This is a genomic window from Amphritea atlantica (assembly GCF_900111095.1).
Taxonomy (GTDB): Bacteria; Pseudomonadota; Gammaproteobacteria; order Pseudomonadales; family Balneatricaceae; genus Amphritea; species Amphritea atlantica.
This window is the reverse complement of record NZ_FOGB01000004.1, coordinates 68,662-93,119: the sequence shown is the minus strand read 5'-3', so window position 1 is coordinate 93,119 and position 24,458 is coordinate 68,662. Positions and strand designations below refer to the sequence as shown.

31 protein-coding genes are annotated in these 24,458 nt (G+C 50.1%); 10 read left to right on the top strand and 21 right to left on the bottom strand.

Annotation, left to right across the window (positions count from 1 at the left end):
- Positions 1-22: 22 nt before the first annotated feature.
- Positions 23-2,680, top strand: coding sequence for a nitrate reductase (locus BMY09_RS08400; RefSeq protein ID WP_091356587.1), 2,658 nt, complete (start codon positions 23-25; stop codon positions 2,678-2,680).
- Between the two features lie 5 nt (positions 2,681-2,685).
- Here BMY09_RS08400 and BMY09_RS08395 read toward each other — a convergent pair whose 3' ends face one another.
- Entirely contained in the window at positions 2,686-3,081 is a 396-nt protein-coding gene (locus BMY09_RS08395) for a diacylglycerol kinase (protein ID WP_175483480.1), read from the bottom strand.
- Positions 3,082-3,167: 86 nt separating this feature from the next.
- Between BMY09_RS08395 and BMY09_RS08390 the strand changes: the two genes are divergently transcribed.
- From BMY09_RS08390 to BMY09_RS22025, 7 genes are all read left to right on the top strand, one after another.
- Positions 3,168-3,854 (top strand): class I SAM-dependent methyltransferase, encoded by a 687-nt coding sequence (locus BMY09_RS08390; RefSeq protein WP_091356586.1) that lies wholly within the window; start codon positions 3,168-3,170, stop codon positions 3,852-3,854.
- 195 nt (positions 3,855-4,049) lie between these two features.
- Positions 4,050-4,268: a hypothetical protein gene (locus BMY09_RS08385; RefSeq protein WP_091356583.1), complete on the top strand. Its 219-nt coding sequence runs from the start codon at positions 4,050-4,052 to the stop codon at positions 4,266-4,268.
- A gap of 418 nt (positions 4,269-4,686) precedes the next feature.
- Positions 4,687-6,615 (top strand): FAD-dependent monooxygenase, encoded by a 1,929-nt coding sequence (locus tag BMY09_RS08380; RefSeq protein WP_091356581.1) that lies wholly within the window; start codon positions 4,687-4,689, stop codon positions 6,613-6,615.
- Between the two features lie 154 nt (positions 6,616-6,769).
- Entirely contained in the window at positions 6,770-7,522 is a 753-nt protein-coding gene (locus BMY09_RS08375) for a helix-turn-helix domain-containing protein (protein ID WP_091356579.1), read from the top strand.
- A 402-nt stretch (positions 7,523-7,924) separates the two neighbouring features.
- Positions 7,925-8,209, top strand: a complete 285-nt coding sequence (locus tag BMY09_RS08370) for a type II toxin-antitoxin system Phd/YefM family antitoxin (RefSeq protein ID WP_091356575.1) — start codon at positions 7,925-7,927, stop codon at positions 8,207-8,209.
- Positions 8,181-8,441, top strand: coding sequence for a Txe/YoeB family addiction module toxin (locus tag BMY09_RS08365; RefSeq protein ID WP_091356572.1), 261 nt, complete (start codon positions 8,181-8,183; stop codon positions 8,439-8,441). Before BMY09_RS08370 ends, BMY09_RS08365 begins: the two co-directional genes overlap by 29 nt.
- A 555-nt stretch (positions 8,442-8,996) precedes the next feature.
- The gene (locus tag BMY09_RS22025; protein ID WP_139203162.1) at positions 8,997-9,173 is read left to right on the top strand and encodes an alpha-galactosidase; all 177 of its coding nucleotides are present in this window, start codon (positions 8,997-8,999) and stop codon (positions 9,171-9,173) included.
- Positions 9,174-9,260: 87 nt separating this feature from the next.
- Here BMY09_RS22025 and BMY09_RS08360 read toward each other — a convergent pair whose 3' ends face one another.
- On the bottom strand, positions 9,261-9,608 hold the full coding sequence (locus tag BMY09_RS08360) for a hypothetical protein (protein WP_139203161.1): 348 nt from the start codon (positions 9,606-9,608) through the stop codon (positions 9,261-9,263).
- A gap of 214 nt (positions 9,609-9,822) precedes the next feature.
- Here BMY09_RS08360 and BMY09_RS08355 point away from each other — a divergent pair, with 214 nt between their 5' ends.
- Positions 9,823-10,590, top strand: a complete 768-nt coding sequence (locus BMY09_RS08355; protein WP_091356565.1) for a hypothetical protein — start codon at positions 9,823-9,825, stop codon at positions 10,588-10,590.
- A gap of 75 nt (positions 10,591-10,665) precedes the next feature.
- Positions 10,666-11,934, top strand: coding sequence for an ISL3 family transposase (locus tag BMY09_RS08350; protein WP_217647410.1), 1,269 nt, complete (start codon positions 10,666-10,668; stop codon positions 11,932-11,934).
- 53 nt (positions 11,935-11,987) lie between these two features.
- Here BMY09_RS08350 and BMY09_RS08345 read toward each other — a convergent pair whose 3' ends face one another.
- The 19 genes from BMY09_RS08345 to BMY09_RS08255 form a co-directional block, all read right to left on the bottom strand.
- Positions 11,988-12,500: a hypothetical protein gene (locus BMY09_RS08345; protein WP_091356561.1), complete on the bottom strand. Its 513-nt coding sequence runs from the start codon at positions 12,498-12,500 to the stop codon at positions 11,988-11,990.
- Positions 12,500-13,321: a hypothetical protein gene (locus BMY09_RS08340; protein ID WP_091356558.1), complete on the bottom strand. Its 822-nt coding sequence runs from the start codon at positions 13,319-13,321 to the stop codon at positions 12,500-12,502. The genes BMY09_RS08345 and BMY09_RS08340 overlap by 1 nt, the downstream gene beginning before the upstream one ends.
- 3 nt (positions 13,322-13,324) lie before the next feature.
- Positions 13,325-13,618 (bottom strand): hypothetical protein, encoded by a 294-nt coding sequence (locus BMY09_RS08335; protein WP_091356556.1) that lies wholly within the window; start codon positions 13,616-13,618, stop codon positions 13,325-13,327.
- Between the two features lie 90 nt (positions 13,619-13,708).
- Complete coding sequence (locus BMY09_RS08330; protein WP_091356553.1) at positions 13,709-14,650, bottom strand: hypothetical protein; 942 nt, start codon at positions 14,648-14,650, stop codon at positions 13,709-13,711.
- Between the two features lie 50 nt (positions 14,651-14,700).
- The gene (locus BMY09_RS08325) at positions 14,701-16,605 is read right to left on the bottom strand and encodes a hypothetical protein (protein WP_091356551.1); all 1,905 of its coding nucleotides are present in this window, start codon (positions 16,603-16,605) and stop codon (positions 14,701-14,703) included.
- 11 nt (positions 16,606-16,616) lie between these two features.
- On the bottom strand, positions 16,617-17,054 hold the full coding sequence (locus BMY09_RS08320) for a hypothetical protein (RefSeq protein WP_091356547.1): 438 nt from the start codon (positions 17,052-17,054) through the stop codon (positions 16,617-16,619).
- A gap of 22 nt (positions 17,055-17,076) precedes the next feature.
- Positions 17,077-18,558: a hypothetical protein gene (locus BMY09_RS08315; RefSeq protein WP_139203160.1), complete on the bottom strand. Its 1,482-nt coding sequence runs from the start codon at positions 18,556-18,558 to the stop codon at positions 17,077-17,079.
- Between the two features lie 490 nt (positions 18,559-19,048).
- The gene (locus tag BMY09_RS22165; RefSeq protein ID WP_091356541.1) at positions 19,049-20,074 is read right to left on the bottom strand and encodes a Rha family transcriptional regulator; all 1,026 of its coding nucleotides are present in this window, start codon (positions 20,072-20,074) and stop codon (positions 19,049-19,051) included.
- 286 nt (positions 20,075-20,360) lie between these two features.
- Positions 20,361-20,894 carry a WYL domain-containing protein gene (locus BMY09_RS08305; RefSeq protein ID WP_091356537.1) on the bottom strand — a complete coding sequence of 178 codons (534 nt, stop codon included), beginning with the start codon at positions 20,892-20,894 and terminating at the stop codon, positions 20,361-20,363.
- A 38-nt stretch (positions 20,895-20,932) separates the two neighbouring features.
- Positions 20,933-21,112: a hypothetical protein gene (locus BMY09_RS08300; RefSeq protein ID WP_139203159.1), complete on the bottom strand. Its 180-nt coding sequence runs from the start codon at positions 21,110-21,112 to the stop codon at positions 20,933-20,935.
- Positions 21,113-21,192: 80 nt separating this feature from the next.
- On the bottom strand, positions 21,193-21,546 hold the full coding sequence (locus tag BMY09_RS08295) for a hypothetical protein (protein WP_175483479.1): 354 nt from the start codon (positions 21,544-21,546) through the stop codon (positions 21,193-21,195).
- The gene (locus tag BMY09_RS08290; RefSeq protein WP_091356530.1) at positions 21,537-21,956 is read right to left on the bottom strand and encodes a phage tail protein; all 420 of its coding nucleotides are present in this window, start codon (positions 21,954-21,956) and stop codon (positions 21,537-21,539) included. Before BMY09_RS08290 ends, BMY09_RS08295 begins: the two co-directional genes overlap by 10 nt.
- A gap of 74 nt (positions 21,957-22,030) precedes the next feature.
- Positions 22,031-22,405: a hypothetical protein gene (locus BMY09_RS08285; RefSeq protein ID WP_091356529.1), complete on the bottom strand. Its 375-nt coding sequence runs from the start codon at positions 22,403-22,405 to the stop codon at positions 22,031-22,033.
- Positions 22,402-22,605, bottom strand: a complete 204-nt coding sequence (locus tag BMY09_RS08280) for a hypothetical protein (RefSeq protein WP_091356526.1) — start codon at positions 22,603-22,605, stop codon at positions 22,402-22,404. Before BMY09_RS08280 ends, BMY09_RS08285 begins: the two co-directional genes overlap by 4 nt.
- A gap of 6 nt (positions 22,606-22,611) precedes the next feature.
- Positions 22,612-23,169 carry a phage tail protein gene (locus BMY09_RS08275; protein ID WP_091356524.1) on the bottom strand — a complete coding sequence of 186 codons (558 nt, stop codon included), beginning with the start codon at positions 23,167-23,169 and terminating at the stop codon, positions 22,612-22,614.
- Between the two features lie 11 nt (positions 23,170-23,180).
- Positions 23,181-23,486, bottom strand: coding sequence for a hypothetical protein (locus BMY09_RS08270; protein ID WP_091356522.1), 306 nt, complete (start codon positions 23,484-23,486; stop codon positions 23,181-23,183).
- A complete protein-coding gene (locus BMY09_RS08265) occupies positions 23,479-23,715 on the bottom strand; it encodes a hypothetical protein (protein ID WP_091356518.1) in 237 nt (78 codons plus the stop codon). Before BMY09_RS08265 ends, BMY09_RS08270 begins: the two co-directional genes overlap by 8 nt.
- 33 nt (positions 23,716-23,748) lie before the next feature.
- A complete protein-coding gene (locus BMY09_RS08260) occupies positions 23,749-23,970 on the bottom strand; it encodes a hypothetical protein (RefSeq protein WP_091356515.1) in 222 nt (73 codons plus the stop codon).
- 79 nt (positions 23,971-24,049) lie between these two features.
- Complete coding sequence (locus tag BMY09_RS08255) at positions 24,050-24,409, bottom strand: hypothetical protein (protein ID WP_091356512.1); 360 nt, start codon at positions 24,407-24,409, stop codon at positions 24,050-24,052.
- Positions 24,410-24,458: the final 49 nt, after the last annotated feature.

Below are 24,458 nucleotides of genomic sequence, written 5' to 3'. Positions count from 1 at the left end.
GATACACAGGAAACCCTGATAGATGACGAACACCTCAGACACATGCCAGGTTAAAACCACCTGCCCCTACTGTGGCGTCGGTTGTGGTGTCAACGCCGAAGTCAGCGACAACCGGCTGATTGCGGTCAGCGGCGACCGGGATCATCCGGCCAATCAGGGACGTCTCTGTGTAAAAGGGTCTGCATTGCATGAGACAACCGGCCTGGATGGCCGCTTACTGGAACCCCGGATTGATGGCACCAGCGTCAGTTGGGAGCAGGCCATCGATCATGTTGCCCAGGGATTTCGTAAAACCATCGAAGAGCATGGCCCCGACTCTGTCGCGCTGTACCTCTCCGGTCAGATTCTGACCGAAGACTATTACGTTGCCAATAAGCTGATGAAAGGCTATATCGGCTCGGCCAATGTCGATACCAACTCACGCCTCTGCATGTCTTCCGCAGTGGCAGCCCACAAGCGGGCCTTTGGTGCCGACCTGGTGCCCGGCTGCTATGAAGATCTGGAACTGGCGGAATTACTGATTCTCACCGGTTCGAACACGGCCTGGGCACATCCGGTTATTTATCAGCGTATTGTGGCCGCTAAAAAAGCCCGTCCGCAGATGAAGATCGTTGTTATCGACCCCCGGCAAACTGCTACCTGCGATATTGCCGATCTGCATCTGCCGCTCAAACCCGGTAGCGATGGCTATCTGTTTACCGGCCTGCTGAGTTATCTGGCGGACAATGATGCCCTGGATTCCACCTTTATCGACAACCATACCGAAGGCTTTGACAGCGCCCTGCTAGCGGCGAAACAACTGACCGGCAGTGTGGCAGAATCCGCCCGACTCTGTGGTCTGCCTGAGACCGATCTGGGTCTGTTATATGACTGGTTCAGCTGCACAGAGAAAGTTGTCACCCTGTTCTCTCAGGGGATCAATCAGTCCTCATCCGGGGTCGATAAGGGCAATGCGATCATCAACTGCCACCTTGCTACCGGAAAGATCGGCAAACCGGGGGCAGCGCCCTTCTCCATTACCGGCCAGCCCAACGCCATGGGTGGACGGGAGGTCGGCGGACTGGCCAATCAGTTGGCGGCGCATATGGATTTCAGTGATCCGGCTAATATCGAACTGGTTGAGACCTTCTGGCAGGCACCAAACATGGTCCACCAGGAGGGATTGAAAGCGGTGGATATGTTCCAGGCGGTGCATGATGGCCGCATCAAAGCGATCTGGATCATGGGCACCAACCCTGTCGCCAGTTTGCCGGACGCCGATCTTGTCCGCGAGGCACTGCAACGCTGCGAGTTAGTGGTGGTGTCCGACTGCATTGAAAAAACCGACACCACCGCCTGCGCCAACGTGTTGTTGCCCGCCACCGGCTGGGCAGAAAAAGACGGCACCGTCACCAACTCCGAGCGGGTTATATCGCGGCAGCGGGGGTTTCTCAAGCCCGCAGGCAATAGTCGCCATGACTGGCAGATTATCTGTTCCGTAGCACGGGCTATGGGGTTTGACGCGGGTTTCGGATTCAGGTCTCCGGGTGAAATATTTACCGAGCATGCAGCCCTTTCCGGATACAGAAATAACGGCCGGCGTTACTTCGATATCAGCGCCCTGAAATCTCTCACTGAAGAACAGTATAACCAGCTGCAACCGGTCCGCTGGCCAGCAGCTAAGCAGGCAAACTTAAATCCTAAGAGGCTGTTTCAGAGTGGTCAGTTCAACACTCCGTCTGGCCGGGCCAGGATGGTTGCTGTCACGCCTTCAACCCCGGTAAATCAGACCTCAGAACAGTTTCCTCTGGTGCTCAATACCGGTCGTATCCGCGATCAGTGGCACACCATGACCCGCACCGGCAAAGCCAGCCGCCTGCTCAACCATATTGATCAGCCGTTTGTGGAGATCTCACCTGAGGATGCCGCACACAACCAGATCGCTGATAATGATCTGGTGGAAGTCAGCAACGCCCTCGGCCGTTGTGTGGTGCGTGCCAACGTCACCGACAGGCAGCCTGCTGGTTCACTGTTTATGCCGATCCACTGGAGCGCACAGTTTACCTCACTGGCCCGGGTGGACAGCCTGATAGCCCCGATCTGTGATCCGATTGCCGGGCAACCCGAGTCCAAGTATTGTCCGGTCACTATCCGCAAACTGAACAGCCTCTGGCGGGGTATTCTGATTAGCGATAAAGAGCTCTCCGACCTGCCCTGCGAATACTGGTGTAAAATCCCCCTGGAAAAAGGATTCCGCTATGAATTGGCAGGGCTGCTGCTTCCGGTAAACTGGCAGGAATGGCTAGAGTCCGTTGTTGAGATCGGCAAAGATAGAATCGAGCTGAATTCCACTGCAGCTTACCGGCTGGCAACATTTGCCAATCAACAACCGGAGCTGCTGTTCTTCGCCACCACTGCACCGGTTTCGGACAAGGCCCTGCCCAACAGTGCATGGCTGAGTAAGCAGTTTGCCCAACCGATCAGTACTGCGGCACAACGGATGGCACTGCTGGCCGGTAAACCGGTGGATAACAGCACTGACTGCGGTGCGATTATCTGCAGCTGTTTTGAGGTGGGGGAAAAGCAGATCCAACAGGCGATCAGTCAGGGCGCGGCGAGCACCGACGAACTGGCGGCCAAACTGAAGTGCGGCAGTAACTGCGGCTCCTGCCTGCCGGAGATCAGAGCATTGCTGAATTAATCTTTTTAAAACAGCGCTTTGACAAAATCCAGATAGCCGTTGTCCCAGGCAACACCGGCCCATACCACCCAGGTCATATTGAGCATCATAAAGACGGCGGCGGAGCCCATATCTTTAGCCCGCCCAGCCAGCTCATGATATTCCGGCCCCCAGCGATCCACTACCGCCTCTATCGCCGAGTTAACAATCTCAAACGCCAGCACCAGAAAACAGCAGGCCAGCAACAGTGCCAGCTGTATGCCAGACTGCGCCAGCCAGAAGGCCGCGGGCAGCATAACCACAACCGCACAAACCTCATAGCGAAAAGCGGGCTCTTCCTGCCAGGCCGCTTTAATCCCCTGCATTGAATATTTAGTGGCAAAATAGAAACGTTTAACGCCGGTACGCTTGATCTGATGCATCTGAATAGCAACTTTTAGTTTGCGAAGTCGGCATTAAAACATGAAAATAATCGCCATACTATGGTCAGCGGGACACTGTAACAAAGATGCAAGAAACCACCGAATATCTGCGCCATCATCATGGTGGTGATGGTCAGAAAGCGGCCGAAAAAACCGTTCAGAGCTACGCAAAAAATCATGACGCAGATTTTCAGGCGTTCTGGCAGCATCATTGCGCTGCACACCTGTCAGATCAGGCTTCAGTTATCGACCTGGGCTGCGGCACGGGCCTGTGGCTGAACCAACTGGCACAACAGTATCCCCACGCCACCCTGACAGGGTTTGAACTGGCGCCCTATATGCTGGAGCGGATGGAAGATCTGGCAGCCAATGTGAACATCATCTGTGATGATCTCAATAACCCCGCAACCGAACTGCCGCAACACTCAGTGGATATCGCCCTGGCCAATCTGCTGATTCATGAACTGCACCAGCCGGTAACGCTGTTCAGTAAACTACGCCGCTGGCTGAAGCCCGGTGGTGTGCTTGTTCTCTGCGATATGGTGCGCCAGCCTTTGGCGGATTATCTGCAGCATCAATATAGCGGGATCGATCTGGCAAGCCAGACACCGGACTACGATGCTCTGGTGGATGCGTTTCAGCATTTTCAGGAACATAACCGCTATCACCCTGAGGATATTACCGCGCTGCTGCGACAGTGTGGTTTTGAGATTTCAGCCGCTGAAACCTTTAAAAATGGCCGGGCGGTGAGAATAGCTGCAATATCAGTTTAAAAACAAACGATTTGAGTGCTATAGTTAGCCTCCCGCACAACCCGTTCAGAGATAATTTAACGTTGCTTAACCAGGCAGACGGCAAAAACCGCCTCTGGCTAGCTGTTGCGCGGTCGACCATGGATGTATGAGTGATCTGCAACCGCTGCAGGAACGTAAGGATTAGATCGTCTCTCAGGAAAATTTACATATCCGATGTTTAGTAATGAAGTAGATGAACAGCTGAGTCATCTCAGTCTGGAACAGTTAAATAATCTGCTGGAAAAAGTTAAACAAAAAACCGCAGAGAAAAAGCAGGCCGTTAAGGCCGCCAGTAAAGTGCCTCCCCGTACCCAAAATGATATTCAGAAACTTGCCGAACTTCAGGGGCTTGATCTGAGTGGTCTGATGCGGGAAATATCCAAACGGAAATAACCTGAAGCGAAACAGAATCGTTGGAAAAAACAACGCGCCGCAAAAAATAACTTTTCAGCGTAGCCTTGATGACAGACAAGCGTAATCATCCCACAGCCCCCTGATTTATGTTCACGGATTAAATCAGGGAGCAAAATGCTGCACTTAATATAACAACTGGCTGCCAGGCCAGGGCTCACCCCTACCCGAAAATAAGCGCTAAAGACCCGGTTGAATACCCTCAGTTGAATACCTTAGCCGGCTTACCGCTTCCGATCACCCTGTTTATAGCTATCTCTCAATTGTCCCCATTTTCAGGTGACAGGCTCCACTAACTTATCGACGTAAACTCTACATCATCGATCAAAGATGAATACCAACAATCGACCTACAAAAACAATACCCGCCAGCGACTACGTCAGGCTAAGAGGATTATGTGATGCAGTATCATCTCAACGGTTTTAAACCCGGTAACTATCAGATTCCAGACTCAGCCCGGGAACCCGCTAGTCCACCACCGATGGTGGACCTGCCAACCGAGGTGGACGTTTTAATTGTCGGCTGTGGCCCTGCAGGGCTAGCACTGGCAAGACAGCTGTCGGAGTTTGCCGATATTAAAACCTGTATTGTTGAACAGAAATCCGGGCCACTGTTATTTGGTCAGGCGGATGGCATATCCTGTCGCACGATGGAGATTATGGAAGGGTTTAACAGTAGCGAGCTGCTGGTGAAAGAGACCTACCAGCTGCACCAGAATGCATTCTGGGAGCCGGATGCCCAACACCCAGAGAACATTAAGCGAACCCACAAAGTGCGGGATGCACGACTGGGTCTCTCCGAATTTACCCATGGGGTAGTCAATCAGGCACGGCTACACGATATCTTACTCGAAGGCATGGAAAACTCAGTCACGCACCTGATTCCACATTATAACCGGCGGCTGCTTGAGCTGGAGGTTGATAAAACTCTCACTCAGAATTTGAGTGCGCACCCCATCACGGCCACCTTTGAACGCAACGATGCAACGCAATCGTCCCACGTCGAGACCGTTAAAGCGCGCTATGTAGTCGGTTGTGATGGTGCACGTAGCGCGGTGCGTAAAAACCTGGGAATTGAGCTACAGGGAGACTCGGCTAACAAAGTCTGGGGGGTGATGGATGTTCTGCTGGTCACCGACTTCCCGGACATCCGGGTGAAGAGTTTTATCCAGTCGAAAGACAACGGCGCGGTAATGATCGTCCCCCGCGAGGGTGGCTACCTGGTCCGCCTCTATGTCGAGCTCGATCTGCTGGCCAGGGGGCATAGAGCGTCCGAGCTTAATCTGACTGTCGACGATATTATTGCCAAGGCGAGACTAATCCTGAATCCTTATCAACTGGATGTTAAAGAGGTCGCCTGGTGGTCAATCTACGAAGTGGGTCAGCGTGTTGCTGAGAGCTTTGACGACACCCCGGCGGGTAATCCGCAAGGCCTGATTCCGCGCGCGTTTGTGGCCGGTGATGCCTGCCATACACACAGCCCCAAAGGGGGTTGGGGGTTAAATACTTCGTTGCCTGACACCTTTAACCTGGGCTGGAAACTGGCCGCTGTGTTGCAGGGCAGATCTGATCCCCGGTTGCTGCAAACCTACGAAGCAGAACGACGGAAAGTCGCCTTTATGCTGATCAATGCTGACCGTGAAATGTCAGCCCTGGTCGCCACTCGCCCAACGGCAGACAAAAATTCACAGCCGGTCAAAAAGAGCACGGCAGATATCGAGCAATTCGTTGCCCGCCAGAATGGCTTTATTGCCGGTACATCCATTGGCTACGATGAATCCTATCTCTGTACCGGTCACGAAAACCAGCACCTGGCAACCGGCTTTCATATCGGTGAACGCTTCCATTCGGCCAAAGCGGTTCGCCTGGCGGATGGCTGCCCCGTGCACCTGGGCCACCTGAATAAAGCCGATGGCCGCTGGCGTCTCTTTATCTTTGGTAGTCAGCAATCCCCTCTGGAGGCAACCTCCGACTCAGCCAGACTGGTCGACTTCCTGGCAAACGCTGAAACCTCACCGGTGCAGAAATATACGCCTGCCGGTGCAGATATCGACTCGGTGATTGATCTCTATGCAGTATTCCAGCAGCAAGATCTGTCAATCGAAGCGATGCCTGAATTCCTCTGGCCTGCCAAAGGTAAGTACGGCTTGAGAGATTACGAAAAGATATTCCGTGCTGATCAGGGTAGCGATATTTTTGAGCAGCGGGGTATCGATCGCACCAGCGGTTGTATGGTGGTGGTGCGACCCGATCAGCATATTGCCACTATCCTCCCCCTCAATGGATATGATCAACTGAGTGCTTTCTTTGATGGTTTTATGCTTTCATAAGCACAGGTTTAAAGCGCCTCTCAGGTAATTATTCAGGAGGCGCTACCCCGCTCACGAAGAGACATTGTACTCAGAAGGTTGATCAACTCCTGCTGCGTGAGTTAATGCAGCTGTAGCACTATACTTGGCTTTATTTCTGCTATCAGAGGTCAATATGCACAGCTCACGAGATATTTGGCCAGATATAGCTGAGCAGGTTGCCGGCTGTATTGACCGGCTCGGCAGCGGTAAGTTTTATCCCCGCTTCTTTCAGATGATGAAAGCCCTCGCCCAGATCGATCAGTATATGGTGTTCGAGTTCTCACCCAATGGCGAGTACGCCACCTGCCGCCTGGCGCATAATGTCGAGCATCCTGACCTGGGACTCGAACTGGCCTCGCTCTACCTGGATGGTGCCTATCTGGATGACCCTATGTTGCAGGAACTGAAGGCATCCGTGCTCTGCCAAACGGACGTCGCACCCTACCGCCTGCTGGAAAAAAGGCAACTCCCTCCCGTTTATCGCCGACGCTTTTTTAATGTCCCCCATTTCGATACCAAATTCTCATTTATAGTGCTGGACCGAAAAAGCCAACATCTTTTTTATGTGAACTTTTACAGCAAGAAGGAGGATGGCTTTGCTGACGGGCAGCTTGACTCACTGAAACAGATATCGTCACTGATCGGATCGTTGTTGCTCAAACATTTTCGTGATGAACGCAAACAGCGCGGTGTAATTAAGTCCCTGTTGGTATCAGGCCTCTCTGAACGTGAAGCGCAGATCTGCGATATGATTCTGCAGGGCCATACAGCCAAATCGACCGGTAATGCGCTTGGATTATCGGAGTCGACCATCATCACCTACAAAAAAAGAGCGTTCAAAAAACTAAAGATCAGTCGCAAATCCGAACTGGTCCGGTTTGTGTGATGAACAACTGACGTTATCAGGCTTTCGGAATGGCAATACTCTACTTTCGCCATATGAAAGAATGGCTCAGTGTTGTGCAGAAAATAGTTCATAGGGCGCTAAGACCGACTAATATCAGACAAATTTTTATGCAAATAAACCATTGATTTATAAGACATCAATAATCATTTTTGTATCTTTAACACTAAACGCCTAACTAATAAGTCTGAATAATCTGAAGATATATAGAGGGAGATATACTGGATGAGCAGGTAGAGTTTGACGTAACACAAAAACCAAATGTACAATTACCTGTACAACTATTAATACATAGATCAAAAACACGTAACTCATAAACCGAGTTAAAGAAATATACCCAGGCTGCAAAATAGTATCCTGGTTAGAGCAAACAAGGGGTTTGACATGAACATCGTTAACTACAGCGATGCTCGCGCCAGTCTAAAGAGTGTAATGGATGCGACTTGTGATTCTCACGAAGCAACTGTTATCACCCGAAAAAACGGCGGTGATGTTGTAATGCTATCTAAAGAGGATTACGACAGCATCAACGAAACATTATATCTACTCAGAAGCCCTCGAAACGCCGAGCGCTTACTAAACGCAGTAGCAGATATAAAGGCTGGTAGAGTGGTCGTACACGACCTACAGGATATCGAAAATGGCGAGGAAATTGAGCTGGGCAAATGAAGCCTGGGACGATTATCTTTACTGGCAGAAAAACGATCCGAAAATTTTAGCTCGAATAAATGAGCTAATAAAAGCGTCAATGCGCACTCCATTTACAGGGATAGGCAAACCGGAAAGACTCAAAGGAGATCTATCCGGATTTGTATCTCGCAGAATAAACCAAGAGCATCGGCTGATTTATACCGTAGACAACGACACGCTTCTAATTGCCCAGTGCCGTTATCACTACTAAATCAGACTTTTTCTATAGCCATAGAAAAATCTTTAAGTTACTAAAAGCGTCTACCAATCACCCCATCACTTTCTGAACTCTATTTCAGACCGGGACGGTTTTATCTCCGGTGTTTCGCCCACAACTTCGCATCTTTATGCTGATCGAATGTTTTTCTTTCCTGATATATAATCGCGCCTTTCCGCTGATTACAGATCAGGGCGTGATACGCAACAGATTCGGCCGCAGCGGTAGGGGTGTCAATAGTCAGCACTCAGTGCTACATGAACCAGTGCTACAGGCTCTTGTGTAGCACTGGTTCATGTAGCACTGCATCCCCAAAAACACCCTAAAACAACCTAATTGAACCAAAAACAAACCATTGAAAACACCAGCCAAAACAAGCCACAGCCCAGCAGCCCCGCGGAATACGCCGGATAGACGCTTTTCAGTCGCGCCCATGATGGAAAGGATTTTTTTAAAACAAGCTATTGATTTATAAATAAAAAATAAACCATGTAGCAAATTTGTAGCACTGAAACTTGGTTTTTATATTTAGATATAGAGGGTTTTTGGATGAATTATGTTACGTACCAGGTGTTTTTCACTAACGAAAACGGGGAGATTGAGTATCTGCCTGATAATTTTTATAGCGAGGAGAAAGCGATGCGGGCAGTCGATAGACTGATAAAGAAGGGCTACGTCGACGCTCAATATGAGAGCATCGACGTAGAGGTTGACGATTTTAATTAAGATTTTTTCCTATTCATCTTTGCTGAGATTTTAATTAATCTGACGTTGGTCATCGACCGGGCGACCGGGCACTTTCTGAATTCCATTTCATGCCGGGGCGGCTTTATCGCCGGCGAACTGCTGCGGGCCCAGCCAGTCTACCGCCGTCACGTATAGCACCCGAGCACCAAACTGGCGCTCTTTCAGCATGTCGTTGAATATCTGAACCACCGCCGCTTTACTGATGCGGATCTCATGTTTGAACTGACAGAACACATCGTGTACCAGAGATGGATAGTATGTGATCGGCAGTCCCTGATATAAGCGCCCATCCGGCACACCCACAACACCCAGGCCCGCGATATCGAATTTCGGCGTGCAACCGTCCCACGCGTGGCCAGATTGAACGACGATCTCACCACCGCTGATCACGCACCAGCGGTTTGCGTAGTTCACGCCGATCAAAGCCGGGTGTTTGTATCGATACGGTGACGCCAGGCGGTATAGATTTTGGGTATCCGGATTTAGCGGTTGATCTGCACTAGATGTAATTTTATAAATAAATCGGATTTTAGGGTTGACGGCGGGAGCTAGATACCATATCATTAAAAACGTGGAAGACATCCACAGCCGAACTCAGCGGCGACTCTGAGATGACAAGGACTTAACCATGAAAACTATCTCTATTGCTGAATTTGAAACTCTGGTAGCTCGCAATGACTGGCAGCGTGAACAAGACCATGAAGTTGTAGAGCGTCTTGATCGTCAGGTTGAAGAGTGGGATGAAGAAAACGAATCTCTTGACCTGATCGACATTCCTCATGTTTGGGGCTGGGCTTCCAAAACCTCTACCCTCGACGGCATCAAAATCACTTACACCGAAGGCTTTAACTACGACGAATGCGACCCTGATTCTTTGTCTACAGGAACCGAGGGACAGGATGACGTTTGGTCTGTAGAAGGCGTTGTGGTTGTAGATGAAGGCGGTGACGAGCTGAATGCGCATGAGCTGGCCGACTATCTGGATTCTGATTTCAGCAGCATTGATTACAGCGTGCTTGAGATTGAACAAGTAACTGACATTGACGTAGACGAGGACTCAGACATGGAAACATTTACTCTTGAGATTGATAACGCACCCAGCGTTCGCTTTACTGGTGAACTGGTAGCAAGTGCGGCCAGTTCGGACAATCAGGCGATGGGTAGTAGCTACAGCGGTCAAACAGGTCGCTGGACAGAGCTTGCACTTTACAAAACCAAAGGCGGAAAATTCATCTGCCATCAAGTTGGCCGTACAAGATGGCAAGGTGAGCGCGACCGTTTCAGCGGAAAAGTCTGCGAAACGCTGGCAGAGGTTAAAGAGTTTTTTGGACACCGCTGGCTCGCTAAAGAGTTGTACGCTGATGCTAGCATTGATGACACGGTAGAAGTGGAGTAACAGCAAGGGGCTTCGGCCCCTTTCTTTTTGACTATGACAAATATTTTGAATTGGCCTGACTACAACGTAGTCAATGTGGCAGAGCTTGAGCACGATTATCAAGTACAAGCTGAGGTTGCCAAGCCGCCCACACACTGCCCCCACTGCAATCATCCTGAAATCGTTGGCTTTGGCCGACGTGATGAGGTGGTCATGGACACCCCAGTCCACGGCAAACGAACGGGTATTATGCTTAACCGCCGTCGCTATCGCTGCCAGTCCTGCCGGAAGACGTTTCTGGAGCCTGTACCGCACAAAGACGACAAGCGGCAGATGACCCACCGCCTGATTCAGTACATCGAGCGCGAGAGCCTACGGCGGACGTTCTCGGGCGTTGCTGAGGATGTTGGGGTCGATGAAAAAACCGTCCGCAACATTTTCAACGACTACTGCGAGCGGCTGGAAAAAACGCTCAAATTCGAGATGCCGCAGTGGCTGGGAATTGATGAAATCCACATCATCAAACCGCGCTGCGTGATTACCAACATCGAGCAGCAGACCATCGTTGATATGCTGGATAACCGAAACAAAACGACGGTTACGCGCTATCTGAGCAAACGCACTGACCGCGACCAGGTACGCTATGTAGCAATGGATATGTGGAGACCGTACCGGCAAGCGGTAGAAACCATGATCCCTGACGCCACAGTTATCATCGACAAATTCCACGTTGTCAGGATGGCGAACGAATCTCTGGAACGTGCTCGTAAGGCCATCAGAAGCGATCTAACAGCGCAGCAGCGCCGTGGGTTGATGCGTGATAGGTTCGTCTTGCTGAAACGCCGTCACGAGCTGACAGATGCGGAATACATGCGCTTCTCTGGCTGGACGTTGAACTATCCAGAGATCGGCCAAGCCTACGAACTGAAAGAAGCCTTTTTCGAGATTTGGGACTGTCAGACCCGGCACCAGGCACAGGAGGCATATTACTCCTGGCTGCGACAGATTACGCCGGAAATGATGACTCACTTCGATCCGCTGATCAAAGCGATGGTCAACTGGCACGATGACATTTTCGCTTACTTCGACCACCCCATTACCAACGCCTACACCGAGTCACTGAACAACCTGATCCGTGTTGTGAATCGTGTGGGCCGTGGCTACAGCTTTGAAGCGCTGCGAGCCAAGATACTGTTTACTGAGGGTTTTCAGAAGATCAAGAAGCCCCGCTATCAGCGGCAACGGATACCCGAGGGGGCTATGGGCAGGATGCCGTTCTATGGCGTTGCTGAAACTGGCCCATTGACCAACTACGGCGCAGATATGTCAACACTGGTACGGGAGATCGAGGCAGGGCGTTTATAGCCCTGTTTCAACCCTATAATCCGGATACCCTAGATTTTTAGCCCGGCGGATCATCACGCACTGTACTCGACTATGAGATTAAACATCACGTCTGCAGCCTGATCGGGCGTTTTGTCAGCAATAGCTGATTCCCACGCTGACAAAGCGGATGGCATTTCAGCTGCAATCATCGCAGTAAAATCCGCAATATCACTCAGAAACGCTTCGTCATTGTCGTATTTGCCGCAATAGAGTCGATATGCTGGATCTCGGTACAGTTGACTGAACACGCCTTGCTCTGCGTAAAGAACCGGGCGGCCAGGCGTTGCCATAAATTTAGCCAAAGCCAAAACCAGCTTATAGCCCTGCAGCTGATCGCCAGCTTCATCAACAAACACTTCATGCAGAAAGACTTTGTTTGCCTCTTCAACAATCGGCAGATGCTTGCGGGCGCACAGATCTTCTACGGTTTCACTGAACAGTGTGTTCAGACTTTTGTCGTGCTGCGCTGGGTTCTTGTGATGCTCTAGTAGCAGATCATAAGCAGGGCTACTGTATCCAGGCGGGTATAGTGGAGTCATTGGCATTATACTATCTCCAGGAATTTCTGTGCTGTAATAGAATTATATTTAGTTATAGCTTCGGCTCTACCGAACAGAAAGCAGTTAACTCCTGATGCGGTGGGTATGAAGGTTCCGCCGATAGCATCGCCAACAGCAGGCCCAAACTCTCTGAACGGTGATACCCCCGGTATGCCGCCAAGAGTAGACCAGCCGACGCTACTGGCACCTGTCATTTCTGCTATTCTCGCTGATATTCTATATGCATACCCAGCTGTAGTAACAAATACTGGATTGGACAACTCTGGACTCGCATCATCACCAAGCAAGCCTGTTTCAGAAATAAGTGCCTCATTACTGCCTAGCCAACCATTCCCAGCAAACGTGTTCAGATAAGATAAAACAATGTTGACTGCTGCCCCATGGTTACCGTTGCCGCTATGGTCAATTAGAACTGAAGTCTGACTGAAATCCTCGTCAGCTTTGTAATACGCTAATACCGATCCGCTGTTATACAGATAAATATTCGCGGGGATACCGGTGAAATAATCAGCGCCATTTTTCAGCAGCTCAGATATAGTGCCAGAGTACGCAAAATCGAGCGTTACATATTTGCTGGCTGTTGGCGTAGGTGCGCCAGCCGGCAGGCCTGCTGCGTCACCTGCTGGCGAATACACATCCATCACTACACGGTCAACTGTCAGCTCGGGGATGGTGAAATAGTGATTATACGCAGCCTCAGCGGCTGTGAAATAGCGTGACAGAGCGCGTTTACGAAAGCCACCCAACGGCATGTTCATCACCCGCCCACCCGGGCGGGTTTGCATTGGCAAATTCATAACGTTCATAGCTTACTCCGTCCACGAGATATCACTATCCTGATCACCGCGCACCCATATCTCACCCTGCATGGCTGGATTATTGACAGTGTCTGCGCGATACCAGACGTCACCCGGCGTTACGACAACAGGTTTGACGTAGGCAACATCATTAATATCAACCACCGGAGCCGTTGCGCCGGTGTCGGTCAGCACGACATGCAACGCCGATTTTCCAGGGGCTTGAAACCAACAATCTTTTGTAACGTCCGCTTGCAGCCGGGTGTATGAATTAGCGACTACGGATTTTTTAACAGTGACAGCCATTGTGATGATTCCCCATAAAAAAACCGGCACTGACTGATGTCAGGGCCGGTTTATGAATAAATAATTTTTAGTGCTTTAGATCAGATCTGCTTACAGATAGCTATCCCGCCAGCTGTTCATGATGCGCTGTTTTACTACACCAGCTTTATCGATGACCAGCGAACGACCATCTGCGACCGGGTCGCCATTGCCGTCCAGCTTTGTCACCATTGCCCCGCCGCCTTCCAACGCCGTGACGCTGTAGCGGTTGCCCTGCCCGTCGCAGATTTCAACCTCTGCCGGCGGGCTGGTTTTAAACGCCTCGGCTGCATCCGGGTCCATTGGATGGGCCTGAAAGGCCCCGTTTTTCAGGACCAGATCGGTTGTGTTGTCGGATGGCCAGGAGGTGGGGACTGGGGATATTGTGCAATATGGTGCCGTAGAACTCCCACACGGATAATGATCAACCGAATGATAACCGTATTCAGTTCCAGCACACTGCCCTGATGACGCATCATACGTGCCGCCGATTAAACTACAGGCCTCACCTGCAGTTGCACCGTAGTAATATGATCCAAACCATAGCCCGGTCCGCCAATACTCTCCCTCTATATAATCATCCGGTACTGGCGGACTATCCGCATCTGCCCACCCATCCGGGGGCACATACTCATTACCATCCAACGGTGTCAGATCAATCTTCACTGCTTCACCGGTGGTGCAATCCACACCCTTAAACTGATCAAAGGTGTCGCCGACTTGCGCATTATCGGCATCCGATATCGACTGGTAGTTTTTCTTTTTTACCGTGCCGCTATCATTTTGCGCTGCATCCGATGCTTTATCAGCAGAATCTATGGGCGCATCATCTGGCACATCATCACCAGTAGCAATCTCTCCGTTGGCGTTAAGATAGGCCGCACCACGGGTTTTGCCGATCCGCGCTTTTGGCGCTGCGGGGCCCAGCCTCTGGTTTTCTTCAAATTCCGTTTTAGCAATGCGCCGGATAGACTGCACCAGGCGCTGCCGGGTTGATTCTGCTGTTTTACTCATAGCACTCACTCATAACATCTGCTCATAACATCTGCTCATAAAAAGCGCCTTCAGGGTTTAATGATTTGCAGCGGGTCATCAGGGATTAGCACATCAAAACTCTGCGCCCGCACCGCTTCACGTTCGTCTCTGTCAACGTCTGCAATTGCGGGCGTATCAACCACAAACGCGGTCGGGTATTGTTGCAGGGTCGCCACCTTGTCATAAAAATTATAATTTGTGATATAGCCGGTCCAGGTTTCATCAAACACTGGCGATGCATAGCTATTGCCGAGATGAACCCCTAATTTAACCGGCGCATTAGGCACCGCCTGATCAGTCGTATTCGGCTTAGCTGGCACTACCAACGGCGAATCACTATAACTACCCACCGCCGGTGCCCGACTCAGAACCAGGCGCAACCGGGTGGACCGGGTGCCATTTTTGCGGCTAAAGCTGTGCGTAACGCTTTGCACACCCGCCGTGCAATTCAGCACAGATGAAGCCACTGCCACTGCATGAATAATATCAATCTCTGCCCAGAGCTTTTTCGCCAGCAGGATATCAACATAGTTTTTACGATGCGCGTTTAGCAGCTCACACCGGTATTGATCTAATATTGCCAGCAGCGCTAATTCAAACTCCGCCCGATTGCCCTCTGCCGTGTCGGTTGCATCGATAATCCAGTCACCGTTTGGCGATTGCACCGCCGCCGCATCCGGCCCGGTGTAAACATCCATGCTATCCCATTCATCATCCGAGAACTCAGCAACCACGCCGTGAGACCGCGCAGAAGACGGGATATCACCCCACACCTCGACGGACTGAGGCGCTTTAAATGTGAGCGTGTATTTTTCAGTGATCGTTTGTGTAAAACGACTCGCCAGCGACCACTGCGCCGCTGCTGCATACCGCCCCGCATCCGGATTAACCCATCCGGTTTGTGTGCCGTTAACGTTATACCAACCGCCTGTCGGCACGTCTTCATACTGAACCGACCCGATCAGCGTCCAGCCAGTACCCTCAACCGCGGATAAGATCAGATCTTTTTGCGCCAGGGTAAATGGCTTCGCCATATAATCGGCCCAGTTGCCCGCCCCAGGGCTGGCCCACTGATAATCTAACTCACGATGACGCAGCCGGGTGTAACGATAATCAACGGTCACACTAATAGAGTTAACCAGGCTTTTTGCATCTTGCAGGGTGACACCCATGATCTGCCACGAGATATCCCCACCCGTCAACGTAAAATCTGCCGCGCCAACGGCCCACGGCACCAGGCGAAGCACGCCGTTTGCATCAACGCACAGATCCGCTGGCACCGTTTTTAGCAGGTCTGCCGCATAATCTGCGCCCTCATTATCTTCATAGAAGATATGCTTGCTCCAGCGACCGCCGATCAGTGCATTAAGCTGATTGCGCGTCATCGCATCAAGCCGTTTGTCTTTCAGCGTGCTGGCCACGATTGCCGTGCGACCGGATTCAAACTGATACGTAGGCGTTTCAACAAACCCGGTGAAGATTCGATCTACCCGGCCATCAGGCTGAATGTAATCGATGCTGACCGGCTGGTTAATAAATGCATCCGGATTAACCGTACCCACCTCGTTTTTAATCTCAAAACTGGCGGTGCGGTTTTGGCCGCGCTGACCGCTCACACTGACATCACCCAGAACCCGGCTGGTGATATCAACGCCATTCAGCATAACCACCGCTTCCCAGCGCTGCGCCAGCGTCGATTTATTCCACACCGAGATATTAAAACTCAGCAGCTTTCGCGCTGGTGTTTTTGCCCTGCAGTCAACAGAAAAGATTGTCAGCGCCCGCGCCGGGGTTTTTTGAATAAATGGAATATCAACTGAAAACGTTGTCAGCGCCCGCGCTGGTTGTGCATCAACCACTTCAACGGAAAAATCAGCCAGTTTTCGGGCGGGCTGGACATCAACTACCTCAACGCTAAACGTTGTCAGTTTCATATTACACCCCGTTAAGCAATTGCCCGCGCTATCACACCGCTAACCCAGGGTTCAATATCAGCACTCACCCCGATGGTTTCACGCGCGTTTGTAAAGCGCACATACACCTCAACCGCACCACTGACCCCGGCAATAATCTGATTACCCAGCGATAACGATGCACCCGCCACCGCCGAATCAAGCCCTAGCAATGTGCTGGCCAGCTTAAACTCAGTGACAACCTGACCACCACCCGGGTTATTATCGACCAGCGAAAAAATAATGTTATCAACGCCTGGGTTTGTTTCATCAACCACCTCAATCGTGCCGGTGTCGCCTGGGTCCGCTTCCTTATCCGCGAGATAAAACGGTAAATCCTGACTACCCTCGCTGTGATCAACATACGCAGAGAGAGACACACTTGCACCTACAGCGCTGGTGCATGCCGCATCGGTATATAACGTAAGCATAATTATCCTTTCGAATTAAAGATTAAAGCCCGCTGGCGGCGTCTTCTAACAGACTGGCCATCTGGCTATCAAAGTCTTCTTTAGTTTCAGCCGTGATCGAAAAGCCCTTATCAGTACCCGCTTTTTTAATTTCTAAAACGAACTTTTTAGCCGGAAGGTTTTGATCATTTGCGGCTTTCAAATCACCCTGCTTTGCACCCACAAAATCAGCAATATTCTTACTCATCTCCTCGGTGTTTTTCGCGGTCGCTTCAAAAAACTTAGTATCAGAATCGGTAAATTTAACCATGGCATAAGACTCGCCCTCAGCATCCTTACCTTTCTTGCGGCCTGCACTGGGGTTATCGATATCTTTATAACCAAGACCAGCCCGCTCACGCAGCATGAGAATCACATCTTTCATGCCCTGCACATCGTAAGTGTCACCCCCTTTCTTACTGGCCCGATATGACGCCTCAGCCTGCGCTAAAAACTTTTCAGCACCTTCACCAAAGCCATCCAATATCAAACGATTAGCCGCCTTTGCAGACGATTCAAACTCACTATTTGTCTGATAGTTTTTCTTCTCTTTCTTATCACCACCAAACAACTTGCTATACAAACTATCCTTATCTTTAGTGCTTGATTTAGCGGCCCTGACTTGATCTTTAATCAAATCAAGCCGTTTTTGCTCAAGATCGACAATAGTATTTAAGGTTTTTGTCTGACTATCATAGCCACCACTTAAATCACCTGAAGTTTTAACTGCCTTCTCAAGCGCCGCCGCTTCTTCCTCTTTTAAGCGCTTCTGCTCTTTCAGTTGCTCCAAATACTGCGAAGCTGTTTTAGTATCATAAAGCTCACCCGCAGCACCCAAGACACCACCATCAGCCAGGCCTGATACACCCCGTTTCATAGCGTTCATAGACGTAGCAGCCGCCTCGCCATACTTCTCAATATTGCTAGCCAGACCTGAAATCTCAGAATCTATATCAGAAATCTCTGACTTCAACTCACCCAGGCGCTCAGTTTTAGAGGTGCCAAGAAAATCAGCCATATACTTAACAGCAGTACCGAGATAACCCACAAACGGCGCAACCGCATCACGGGTTAACGAATCCCATGCAAGAGACAGATCTTTAATATCCTGATCATATTCTTTGAACTTTTCCAACTCAGATTCAGACAGCGCAACATCCATATCACGGTAAGCAGACACCATCTCACGGAACCGCTTACCATTATTTTCAAGCAATGGAGACAATCGAGCCGCATCACCCGCCAACGCTTCAAAGTAGAAGATTTGACGGTCTGCGCTGATATTCGCCTGATCCATCGCCTTTTTAACCGCGATTAAGGCTTCAGGGCCAGACATCCGCGCCAACGCATCAGCCGTTAAACCAACTTTATCGCCCACCTGCTCGAAAAAGTCAGCGAAGGCACCGCCGCCGGTTGAACGAAAATCACCCAACTTATCCTGAAAGTCTTTGAAAATATCAGCCGCTTTTTCAGCATCAATACCCACCGACTCAGTGGCATACCCTAACTCCTGAATCTGCCCAATAGTCATATTGGCCGCTATCGCCTGCGCCTCTAACTCACGCCCCAACGCTGCATTTTCAATGGCTACAGAATGAATCGCTGCTGCTGCCACGCCACCGATGGCAGCAATAGCACCCAAGCCCGCGGCCAACACGCCGCCCGCACTGGCCGCCCCCAGCATTTCAGAGGCAATACCACTTAACCGCCCGTCAATACCACCCAATGCATTATCAAACTGAGTAACAACCCCAGTACCTGACCGAAAACCAGAAAACATAGAATCGTTAGCTGCTTCAGCATTGCGCGCCGAACGTCGATGCATATTCAGCCGACGGTTGGTGTCATCTAAACCCGCTCCCAACTGACTATTATCAACCCGCATCACGGTGTCTAAATACGCTATCGGCCTTGTCATCATTTCACCATTCAGGCAATAAAAAACCCGCCGTAGCGGGTTGTTATCAATTTGTTTTTTAAATCAGCTGCCAGCGTTTTGCCCAGGCTATTTCTCGTTCTGCACAGCGCAGGCTTTCTTTCATATAATCATGATGCGCATGTGCAGCGCCTTCCAGCTGAACACGCTGCATTAGCAGATCGACCGCCTCCGTCAGCTTTGGCTGGTCCTGCAACGGCAACCCATCAGGCGAACCGCCTTTTTCAAGCCGTTCACCCCAGTCATCGACATCTAACCGCCAGGCGAATAAATCAATTATTTTCTGTTCATTGCTGACTGCATATTTTTGAATCGTCAGCCACTTTACACACAACTCATACGCCTGCATTAGCGCAGGGCTTACAACATTTCCACCTTGCACCGCAAAATATCGCTCGCGCATCTGCTGCCGGGTAAAGTCTGCGCCAGGCTCTGCAAACTTTGCCACCAATTTGTCATAACCAGACCGCGTTAGCACAATTAAACCACGCCCCGGCACATGCACACCCACGCCTTCAAAAGCGGCTTTATCGGCGGCATGGATTTTAAAATAATCCTCACCCAGCACAAACCGGGCCCGGTTATCATAAAACCGCCGATTGGCATGGCCTATTTTACGACCATGCGCCTCATCAACCATTTCAAAGGTGACCACCGGCTTATCCCAATAAGTGATTTTTGGCAGCTGGCCAACCCGGTCCTCTCTTTCTTTCAGCTGATCAGCCATCCAGTTAAAGGCATTGATATAAGCCTCCTTCACTGCCGCCGCTTTTTTACCGGTAAAACCCATCACCAAAAACATAAAGCCGTCTTTAGTCATCTGATAAATCTTAGAATTACGCTTAGCACCATTACCAATATCAATACTTTGAACATCAGCCGAAAAATTGGCTGATGCAAATTCAGGCGAACATTCAAGCCGCCCAAGCCTATCAAGAACATGCTTATGCTGTTTACCAAACGCCTCCGCCACTTTTAGCGATGTAGTGCGAACCTGGTCATTTGCAACAGAAATTATATCTTGCGGCTTTAGACTGATAGTCTGAATTGTTGATTGAGCGGTCATATTGACCTCCTGCATAGTTTTTTCGAAGGTAGGGGTGTCGGGAGGTTCGAAACGGCTATACAGAAACCGCGGGCTTATTTCCACAAGGGTATTATATTCACCACCCTCCCGGCCTAACGCTTAAGCACCCGTTACGGGAATAACAGGCACAAAAAAACCAACGCTGACGGGGCTGGATATCCGCTGTATAGAGGTTTCGACGCCTCGTTAGCGAACTATAGCCCCGCAGAGCTGGTTTAGTCAAACCACAAAACGTTATGATTAGCTACGGTGTTAAAATCTATTTTCAGACAGACAGGTCTGGCAAATAAGAAACCTGCTCCTCAAACAACTGAAAAGCCTTTCTTATATCCTTAAACCTCCTCTCTTCAAGCACTCCAGGACCCCGCACAGAAAAAGGACGTGAATAGTAACCCTCGTCATCCACCGCCAAGACAGCCACAGCACTCTTCCTAGGCTTACCATTTTTAAAAAACTCATGCACCGATATACCAGAAGATAAATCCACATGATATTTTTTCGCCAATATTCTATCAACGATTAGCTGCACATATGCATCATCAACCTGAGGAAGCCGCTCAACCTGCACAACAGATTCAATACCCCAATCTGGCACAGCAATCTTATTCAACTTAAACACTTTTACAGCATCCGTTTCATAACACCGAGCGCGCATCTCAGTTATTGCCACCTTAATAGGCGCAACCTTTCTAGACTCACCTGGATTAGAACCACCGTGATAAACGATCGTTATAATCTCACCAGCATCACTAGCAACTAACAACTTCTCGCGAAGCAAAACCAACGCATCATCAACCACCTCAAACTCCCTTTTATTTTATGACAAAATAAAAGAGATTAACCCCCAGCACGCTTTTCAGCAACCGCCTTGCCTGATCGAATAATATCTAAAACTGCCGCCTCCTGCGCTTCAAGACGATCTTTATCATCCATCGCATCCCATAAAGCGGCTTCACGGTATTCAGGGTTTTGCAACCGCTGATATGCACACCAGTAATCGAATACCATCTCAGGCATCTGTTCTAACATTTCAAACGGATTAAGATGCCCCAACTCTTTTGCCAGCCCGAACGCAAATTCTACCCCCGGGCTGGCGATCAGTTTTTTACCGCATCACCCACCTGATGTGGGGCATCCATAGCACTAAGAACTACTGTGCACAGCTGACTAATCAGCTTTGAATCATGATTTTTTGCCAACTCATCAACCGTGTCTGAATACAGCGGCTCACCTTTCGCGTTAACAACGCGATGCTTAACCACGGCTGCATCATAACGCACTTTAAAGTCTTCCGCCTTGTCGTCCAACGCCGCTAATTCTTCATGAAAACGAATACCCTGCAGCGCATTCAAACCGGTGAGAATATACACATCTGCACCCATAAACGACTTTTTAACCGGCTTACCCAGCCTGGTTTTTTTAGGATCGAATAAAGGCATAATTAGCTCCAACCCGGCTCGCCATTGATTTCAACGCTAAACTGCCCCTCAAGAGATTGGCCAATATTTGCAGTGAACGGCATATTCAGCACATACCCAGAGAAAGCCTCAACATCACCACTCGAAAGCACCTGACGGAAATTAGCCTCCACGCCCGTAGCCTTCGCCGTGTGCATTTCAGCCTGACCCACATCAGCCCGGTTGTACTGCAGAGTGCCGGAAAACTGACCCGCATCCGGCAAGCTGATAGACTTCTCTTTGTAAGTACTTGTCAGCACTGACTCATCATTAACCCCCGGTGCCACCTCCCCACGATTAATAGTTTTAATACCACCAATCGGCAACCAGGTATCCGGAGTAGTGAGACTCTCAATCTCAAACACCAAACCCTGCGCCGGAATAGAAATATTTTTGTTAGCCATGTTGCCGATCTCCTGATTTTACAAGCCACAAAAAAGCCCCGCAGATACGAGGCTTGTTTTTTTAAAATTTGAATTTAGTAGTTTACGAGATAACGAATATCAAGCCCGGTCCAGCTTTCTGTGCCGTCGCGGTCATATTCGAAACCCACCTCAACAGTATATTGATAAGCCTCGTTAGGCTGCGCTGCTGATTCAATCGCTTGCTGTACTATGTCACCCAACGCATCCAGCTTATCATCAACATCATTTTCATCCGGATGCATTACCCGAATAGCCAGCACCCCATTCATACCCGGCAAATCAGCATCGCCCTCTTCGAGATAGACACAAATCGCGGGTGTGTCGTTTTCGAGCTTCGCTTTTTTGAAAGTAAAAACCTCTGCCCCCGGCACAACACCGATCAGGTTTTTTACATGGTCACGGATTGCTTTACGCTGACCTGCATTCATGATTCAATCTCCGGCAAACGCGCCTCAGCCACTACATCAAGCTCAACGCCGTTCAAACGAAGATCAACAACCACATTGCCACCCGGCTTAATGGTATGAATGGCGATTGCCTGAACGCCATCAAGCGGAACACCATCAACCAACACCTGAGACCCTTTCGCCTTGCCATTAGACACAATTCGAACATTGCTTTTTTTCATAACCCTTCACACCTCGTATTTACTCAACCGCCACTTGAGATCATGAATTAAACGCCGCTCGAACCCTTGGCGCATTTCACGTTCTGCCGCTTTTGGCGCGATGACATCAACATGTTGCTGTATCTCGATGCGCACGACATCGACGGGCAAACGCGCAGTCCCGGTACGCTGAAACACATGCAACTGGTTGTTAGTCCCCCGAGCAATAAACGCATTGGAGTACTGCCGTTTTCCGGATGTTTTAACACCTTTACCTTTCCGCTGACTCCAGCCACCTTTGCCGGTATCTTTTGCATTGAGATCAATCACTGAAATGCCGCGATAATATGACCGCAATCGAGATTGCAGCGTTCTGGCCGTAGAGCGTTTAATGTATATCCGTTTGCGGACATACTTTTGCGGCACATTTATCGCTTTAGCCACCCCACGAACGGTGCGCGTTTCTGATGCTTTGATGGTTTTATTCAGCGCACTGGATGCTGCACGAGGCACTTCAATCGTTTTATACGCGCTTAACTTGCGTTTCAGCTGATCAATCTGCTGGTCATACGACATCAACGACATACACCACCCCGCTATGCTTTTTTAGTGACCGCCCAGGTTGGCATAAATCCATCATTGCTGCGCTCTTCCCGCAGGGTGTACACCTCACCGGAACCGGTAAACGTGACGGTATAGCCATTTGCCAGCGCCACCGGCGGCGCTGGGATGCTGATGTGCGTTTCTGGTGCGGTGCCATAACTACCGAACGGAACCACATCTTTATCCAGAATCGCCTGCACCGGGTAATCGGCTGCACCATCATTCAGCGTGGCAGCATCACCCAACACATCCGCGATATCAGCATCAGCCGCGCTCAGCGCATCATCAAAATCACTCATCACCCGGTGCCTGAGTCTTTTTTACAGCAGACGCACGCGGCACGACTTCAGCCGGTGCCTTTTTCGCAGCTTTTGAATCTTCAGCCAGGTTGCTGAAACTCCACTCAGCACGGCCACGGGACACCATCTCAGCGGAATCACGCGGGGTAATGCCCGCCGCTTTCAAGTCATCCGGGGTATATTCACCCACCGCCAGTTTGCCGGCCCCCGTCACTTTCAGAATTTTCATACAAACCTCATCATTAATCAGACCGACTGGCCGTTATTGCACGTTGATACCACCAAACACAAAGCGCATCACCAGCGCCAGCACCAGCAGCACCGCCAACACCCACCACAGCCAGGCATACCACACCAAAAACCAGACGTTATGCAGTTGCAGCCAGCCAACCAACAACCGACACACCACAGCACCCACAAACGCCCCCGCGACCCACTGCCAATGCAGCGCCAGCCACATCCAGACCAACATCAGATATTTCATATAACACCTCACAGAGAGCGTTTACCGAGAGATAAAAGCCCCAACGGGTGGGGCTTTTCGCTATCGATTTAGTTAACGGCTATTCGATATGGCCGTCAGCTTTCAATGCCTTACGGGTGGCAGCAGTCACTTCAGATTCGGGCAGTGTTTCGCCCTTCTTCATAAAGAACTTTTTCTTACCGTCTTTGCCGTCAGCAAAGCGCACGGTTTTGGTGAAAGTCATCAGCTTTTCAGCGGGTGCTTTTGTTTTTGCATCTGCATCTGCAGCCTGCTTGGCCTCCAGCGACTCAAGCCCATCTGTATACAGCAAGACCAGATCACTGTCTTTATTGATAGGTATATCACCTACCCCAATACCAAGCTCTTCCGCCAACGCTTCAATTGCCGCCAACTGCGCCTCAGCGTCCAGCGCTTTAAATTCTTCTACTGTCATAGACATGTTTTTTACCCTGCTTTATGTTGCATTCCACACAAACAATAAAGGCGAA

Bases quoted from the DNA above. Each gene is read 5' to 3' on its own strand.
- BMY09_RS08400 (WP_091356587.1), top strand. From the start codon at position 23: ATGACGAACACCTCAGACACATGCCAGGTTAAAACCACCTGCCCCTAC.
- BMY09_RS08395 (WP_175483480.1), bottom strand. From the start codon at position 3,081: ATGCATCAGATCAAGCGTACCGGCGTTAAACGTTTCTATTTTGCCACT.
- BMY09_RS08390 (WP_091356586.1), top strand. From the start codon at position 3,168: ATGCAAGAAACCACCGAATATCTGCGCCATCATCATGGTGGTGATGGT.
- BMY09_RS08385 (WP_091356583.1), top strand. From the start codon at position 4,050: ATGTTTAGTAATGAAGTAGATGAACAGCTGAGTCATCTCAGTCTGGAA.
- BMY09_RS08380 (WP_091356581.1), top strand. From the start codon at position 4,687: ATGCAGTATCATCTCAACGGTTTTAAACCCGGTAACTATCAGATTCCA.
- BMY09_RS08375 (WP_091356579.1), top strand. From the start codon at position 6,770: ATGCACAGCTCACGAGATATTTGGCCAGATATAGCTGAGCAGGTTGCC.
- BMY09_RS08370 (WP_091356575.1), top strand. From the start codon at position 7,925: ATGAACATCGTTAACTACAGCGATGCTCGCGCCAGTCTAAAGAGTGTA.
- BMY09_RS08365 (WP_091356572.1), top strand. From the start codon at position 8,181: ATGGCGAGGAAATTGAGCTGGGCAAATGAAGCCTGGGACGATTATCTT.
- BMY09_RS22025 (WP_139203162.1), top strand. From the start codon at position 8,997: ATGAATTATGTTACGTACCAGGTGTTTTTCACTAACGAAAACGGGGAG.
- BMY09_RS08355 (WP_091356565.1), top strand. From the start codon at position 9,823: ATGAAAACTATCTCTATTGCTGAATTTGAAACTCTGGTAGCTCGCAAT.
- BMY09_RS08345 (WP_091356561.1), bottom strand. From the start codon at position 12,500: ATGCCAATGACTCCACTATACCCGCCTGGATACAGTAGCCCTGCTTAT.
- BMY09_RS08340 (WP_091356558.1), bottom strand. From the start codon at position 13,321: ATGAACGTTATGAATTTGCCAATGCAAACCCGCCCGGGTGGGCGGGTG.
- BMY09_RS08335 (WP_091356556.1), bottom strand. From the start codon at position 13,618: ATGGCTGTCACTGTTAAAAAATCCGTAGTCGCTAATTCATACACCCGG.
- BMY09_RS08330 (WP_091356553.1), bottom strand. From the start codon at position 14,650: ATGAGTAAAACAGCAGAATCAACCCGGCAGCGCCTGGTGCAGTCTATC.
- BMY09_RS08325 (WP_091356551.1), bottom strand. From the start codon at position 16,605: ATGAAACTGACAACGTTTAGCGTTGAGGTAGTTGATGTCCAGCCCGCC.
- BMY09_RS08320 (WP_091356547.1), bottom strand. From the start codon at position 17,054: ATGCTTACGTTATATACCGATGCGGCATGCACCAGCGCTGTAGGTGCA.
- BMY09_RS22165 (WP_091356541.1), bottom strand. From the start codon at position 20,074: ATGACCGCTCAATCAACAATTCAGACTATCAGTCTAAAGCCGCAAGAT.
- BMY09_RS08300 (WP_139203159.1), bottom strand. From the start codon at position 21,112: ATGCCTGAGATGGTATTCGATTACTGGTGTGCATATCAGCGGTTGCAA.
- BMY09_RS08290 (WP_091356530.1), bottom strand. From the start codon at position 21,956: ATGGCTAACAAAAATATTTCTATTCCGGCGCAGGGTTTGGTGTTTGAG.
- BMY09_RS08285 (WP_091356529.1), bottom strand. From the start codon at position 22,405: ATGAATGCAGGTCAGCGTAAAGCAATCCGTGACCATGTAAAAAACCTG.
- BMY09_RS08280 (WP_091356526.1), bottom strand. From the start codon at position 22,605: ATGAAAAAAAGCAATGTTCGAATTGTGTCTAATGGCAAGGCGAAAGGG.
- BMY09_RS08275 (WP_091356524.1), bottom strand. From the start codon at position 23,169: ATGTCGTTGATGTCGTATGACCAGCAGATTGATCAGCTGAAACGCAAG.
- BMY09_RS08270 (WP_091356522.1), bottom strand. From the start codon at position 23,486: ATGAGTGATTTTGATGATGCGCTGAGCGCGGCTGATGCTGATATCGCG.
- BMY09_RS08265 (WP_091356518.1), bottom strand. From the start codon at position 23,715: ATGAAAATTCTGAAAGTGACGGGGGCCGGCAAACTGGCGGTGGGTGAA.
- BMY09_RS08260 (WP_091356515.1), bottom strand. From the start codon at position 23,970: ATGAAATATCTGATGTTGGTCTGGATGTGGCTGGCGCTGCATTGGCAG.
- BMY09_RS08255 (WP_091356512.1), bottom strand. From the start codon at position 24,409: ATGTCTATGACAGTAGAAGAATTTAAAGCGCTGGACGCTGAGGCGCAG.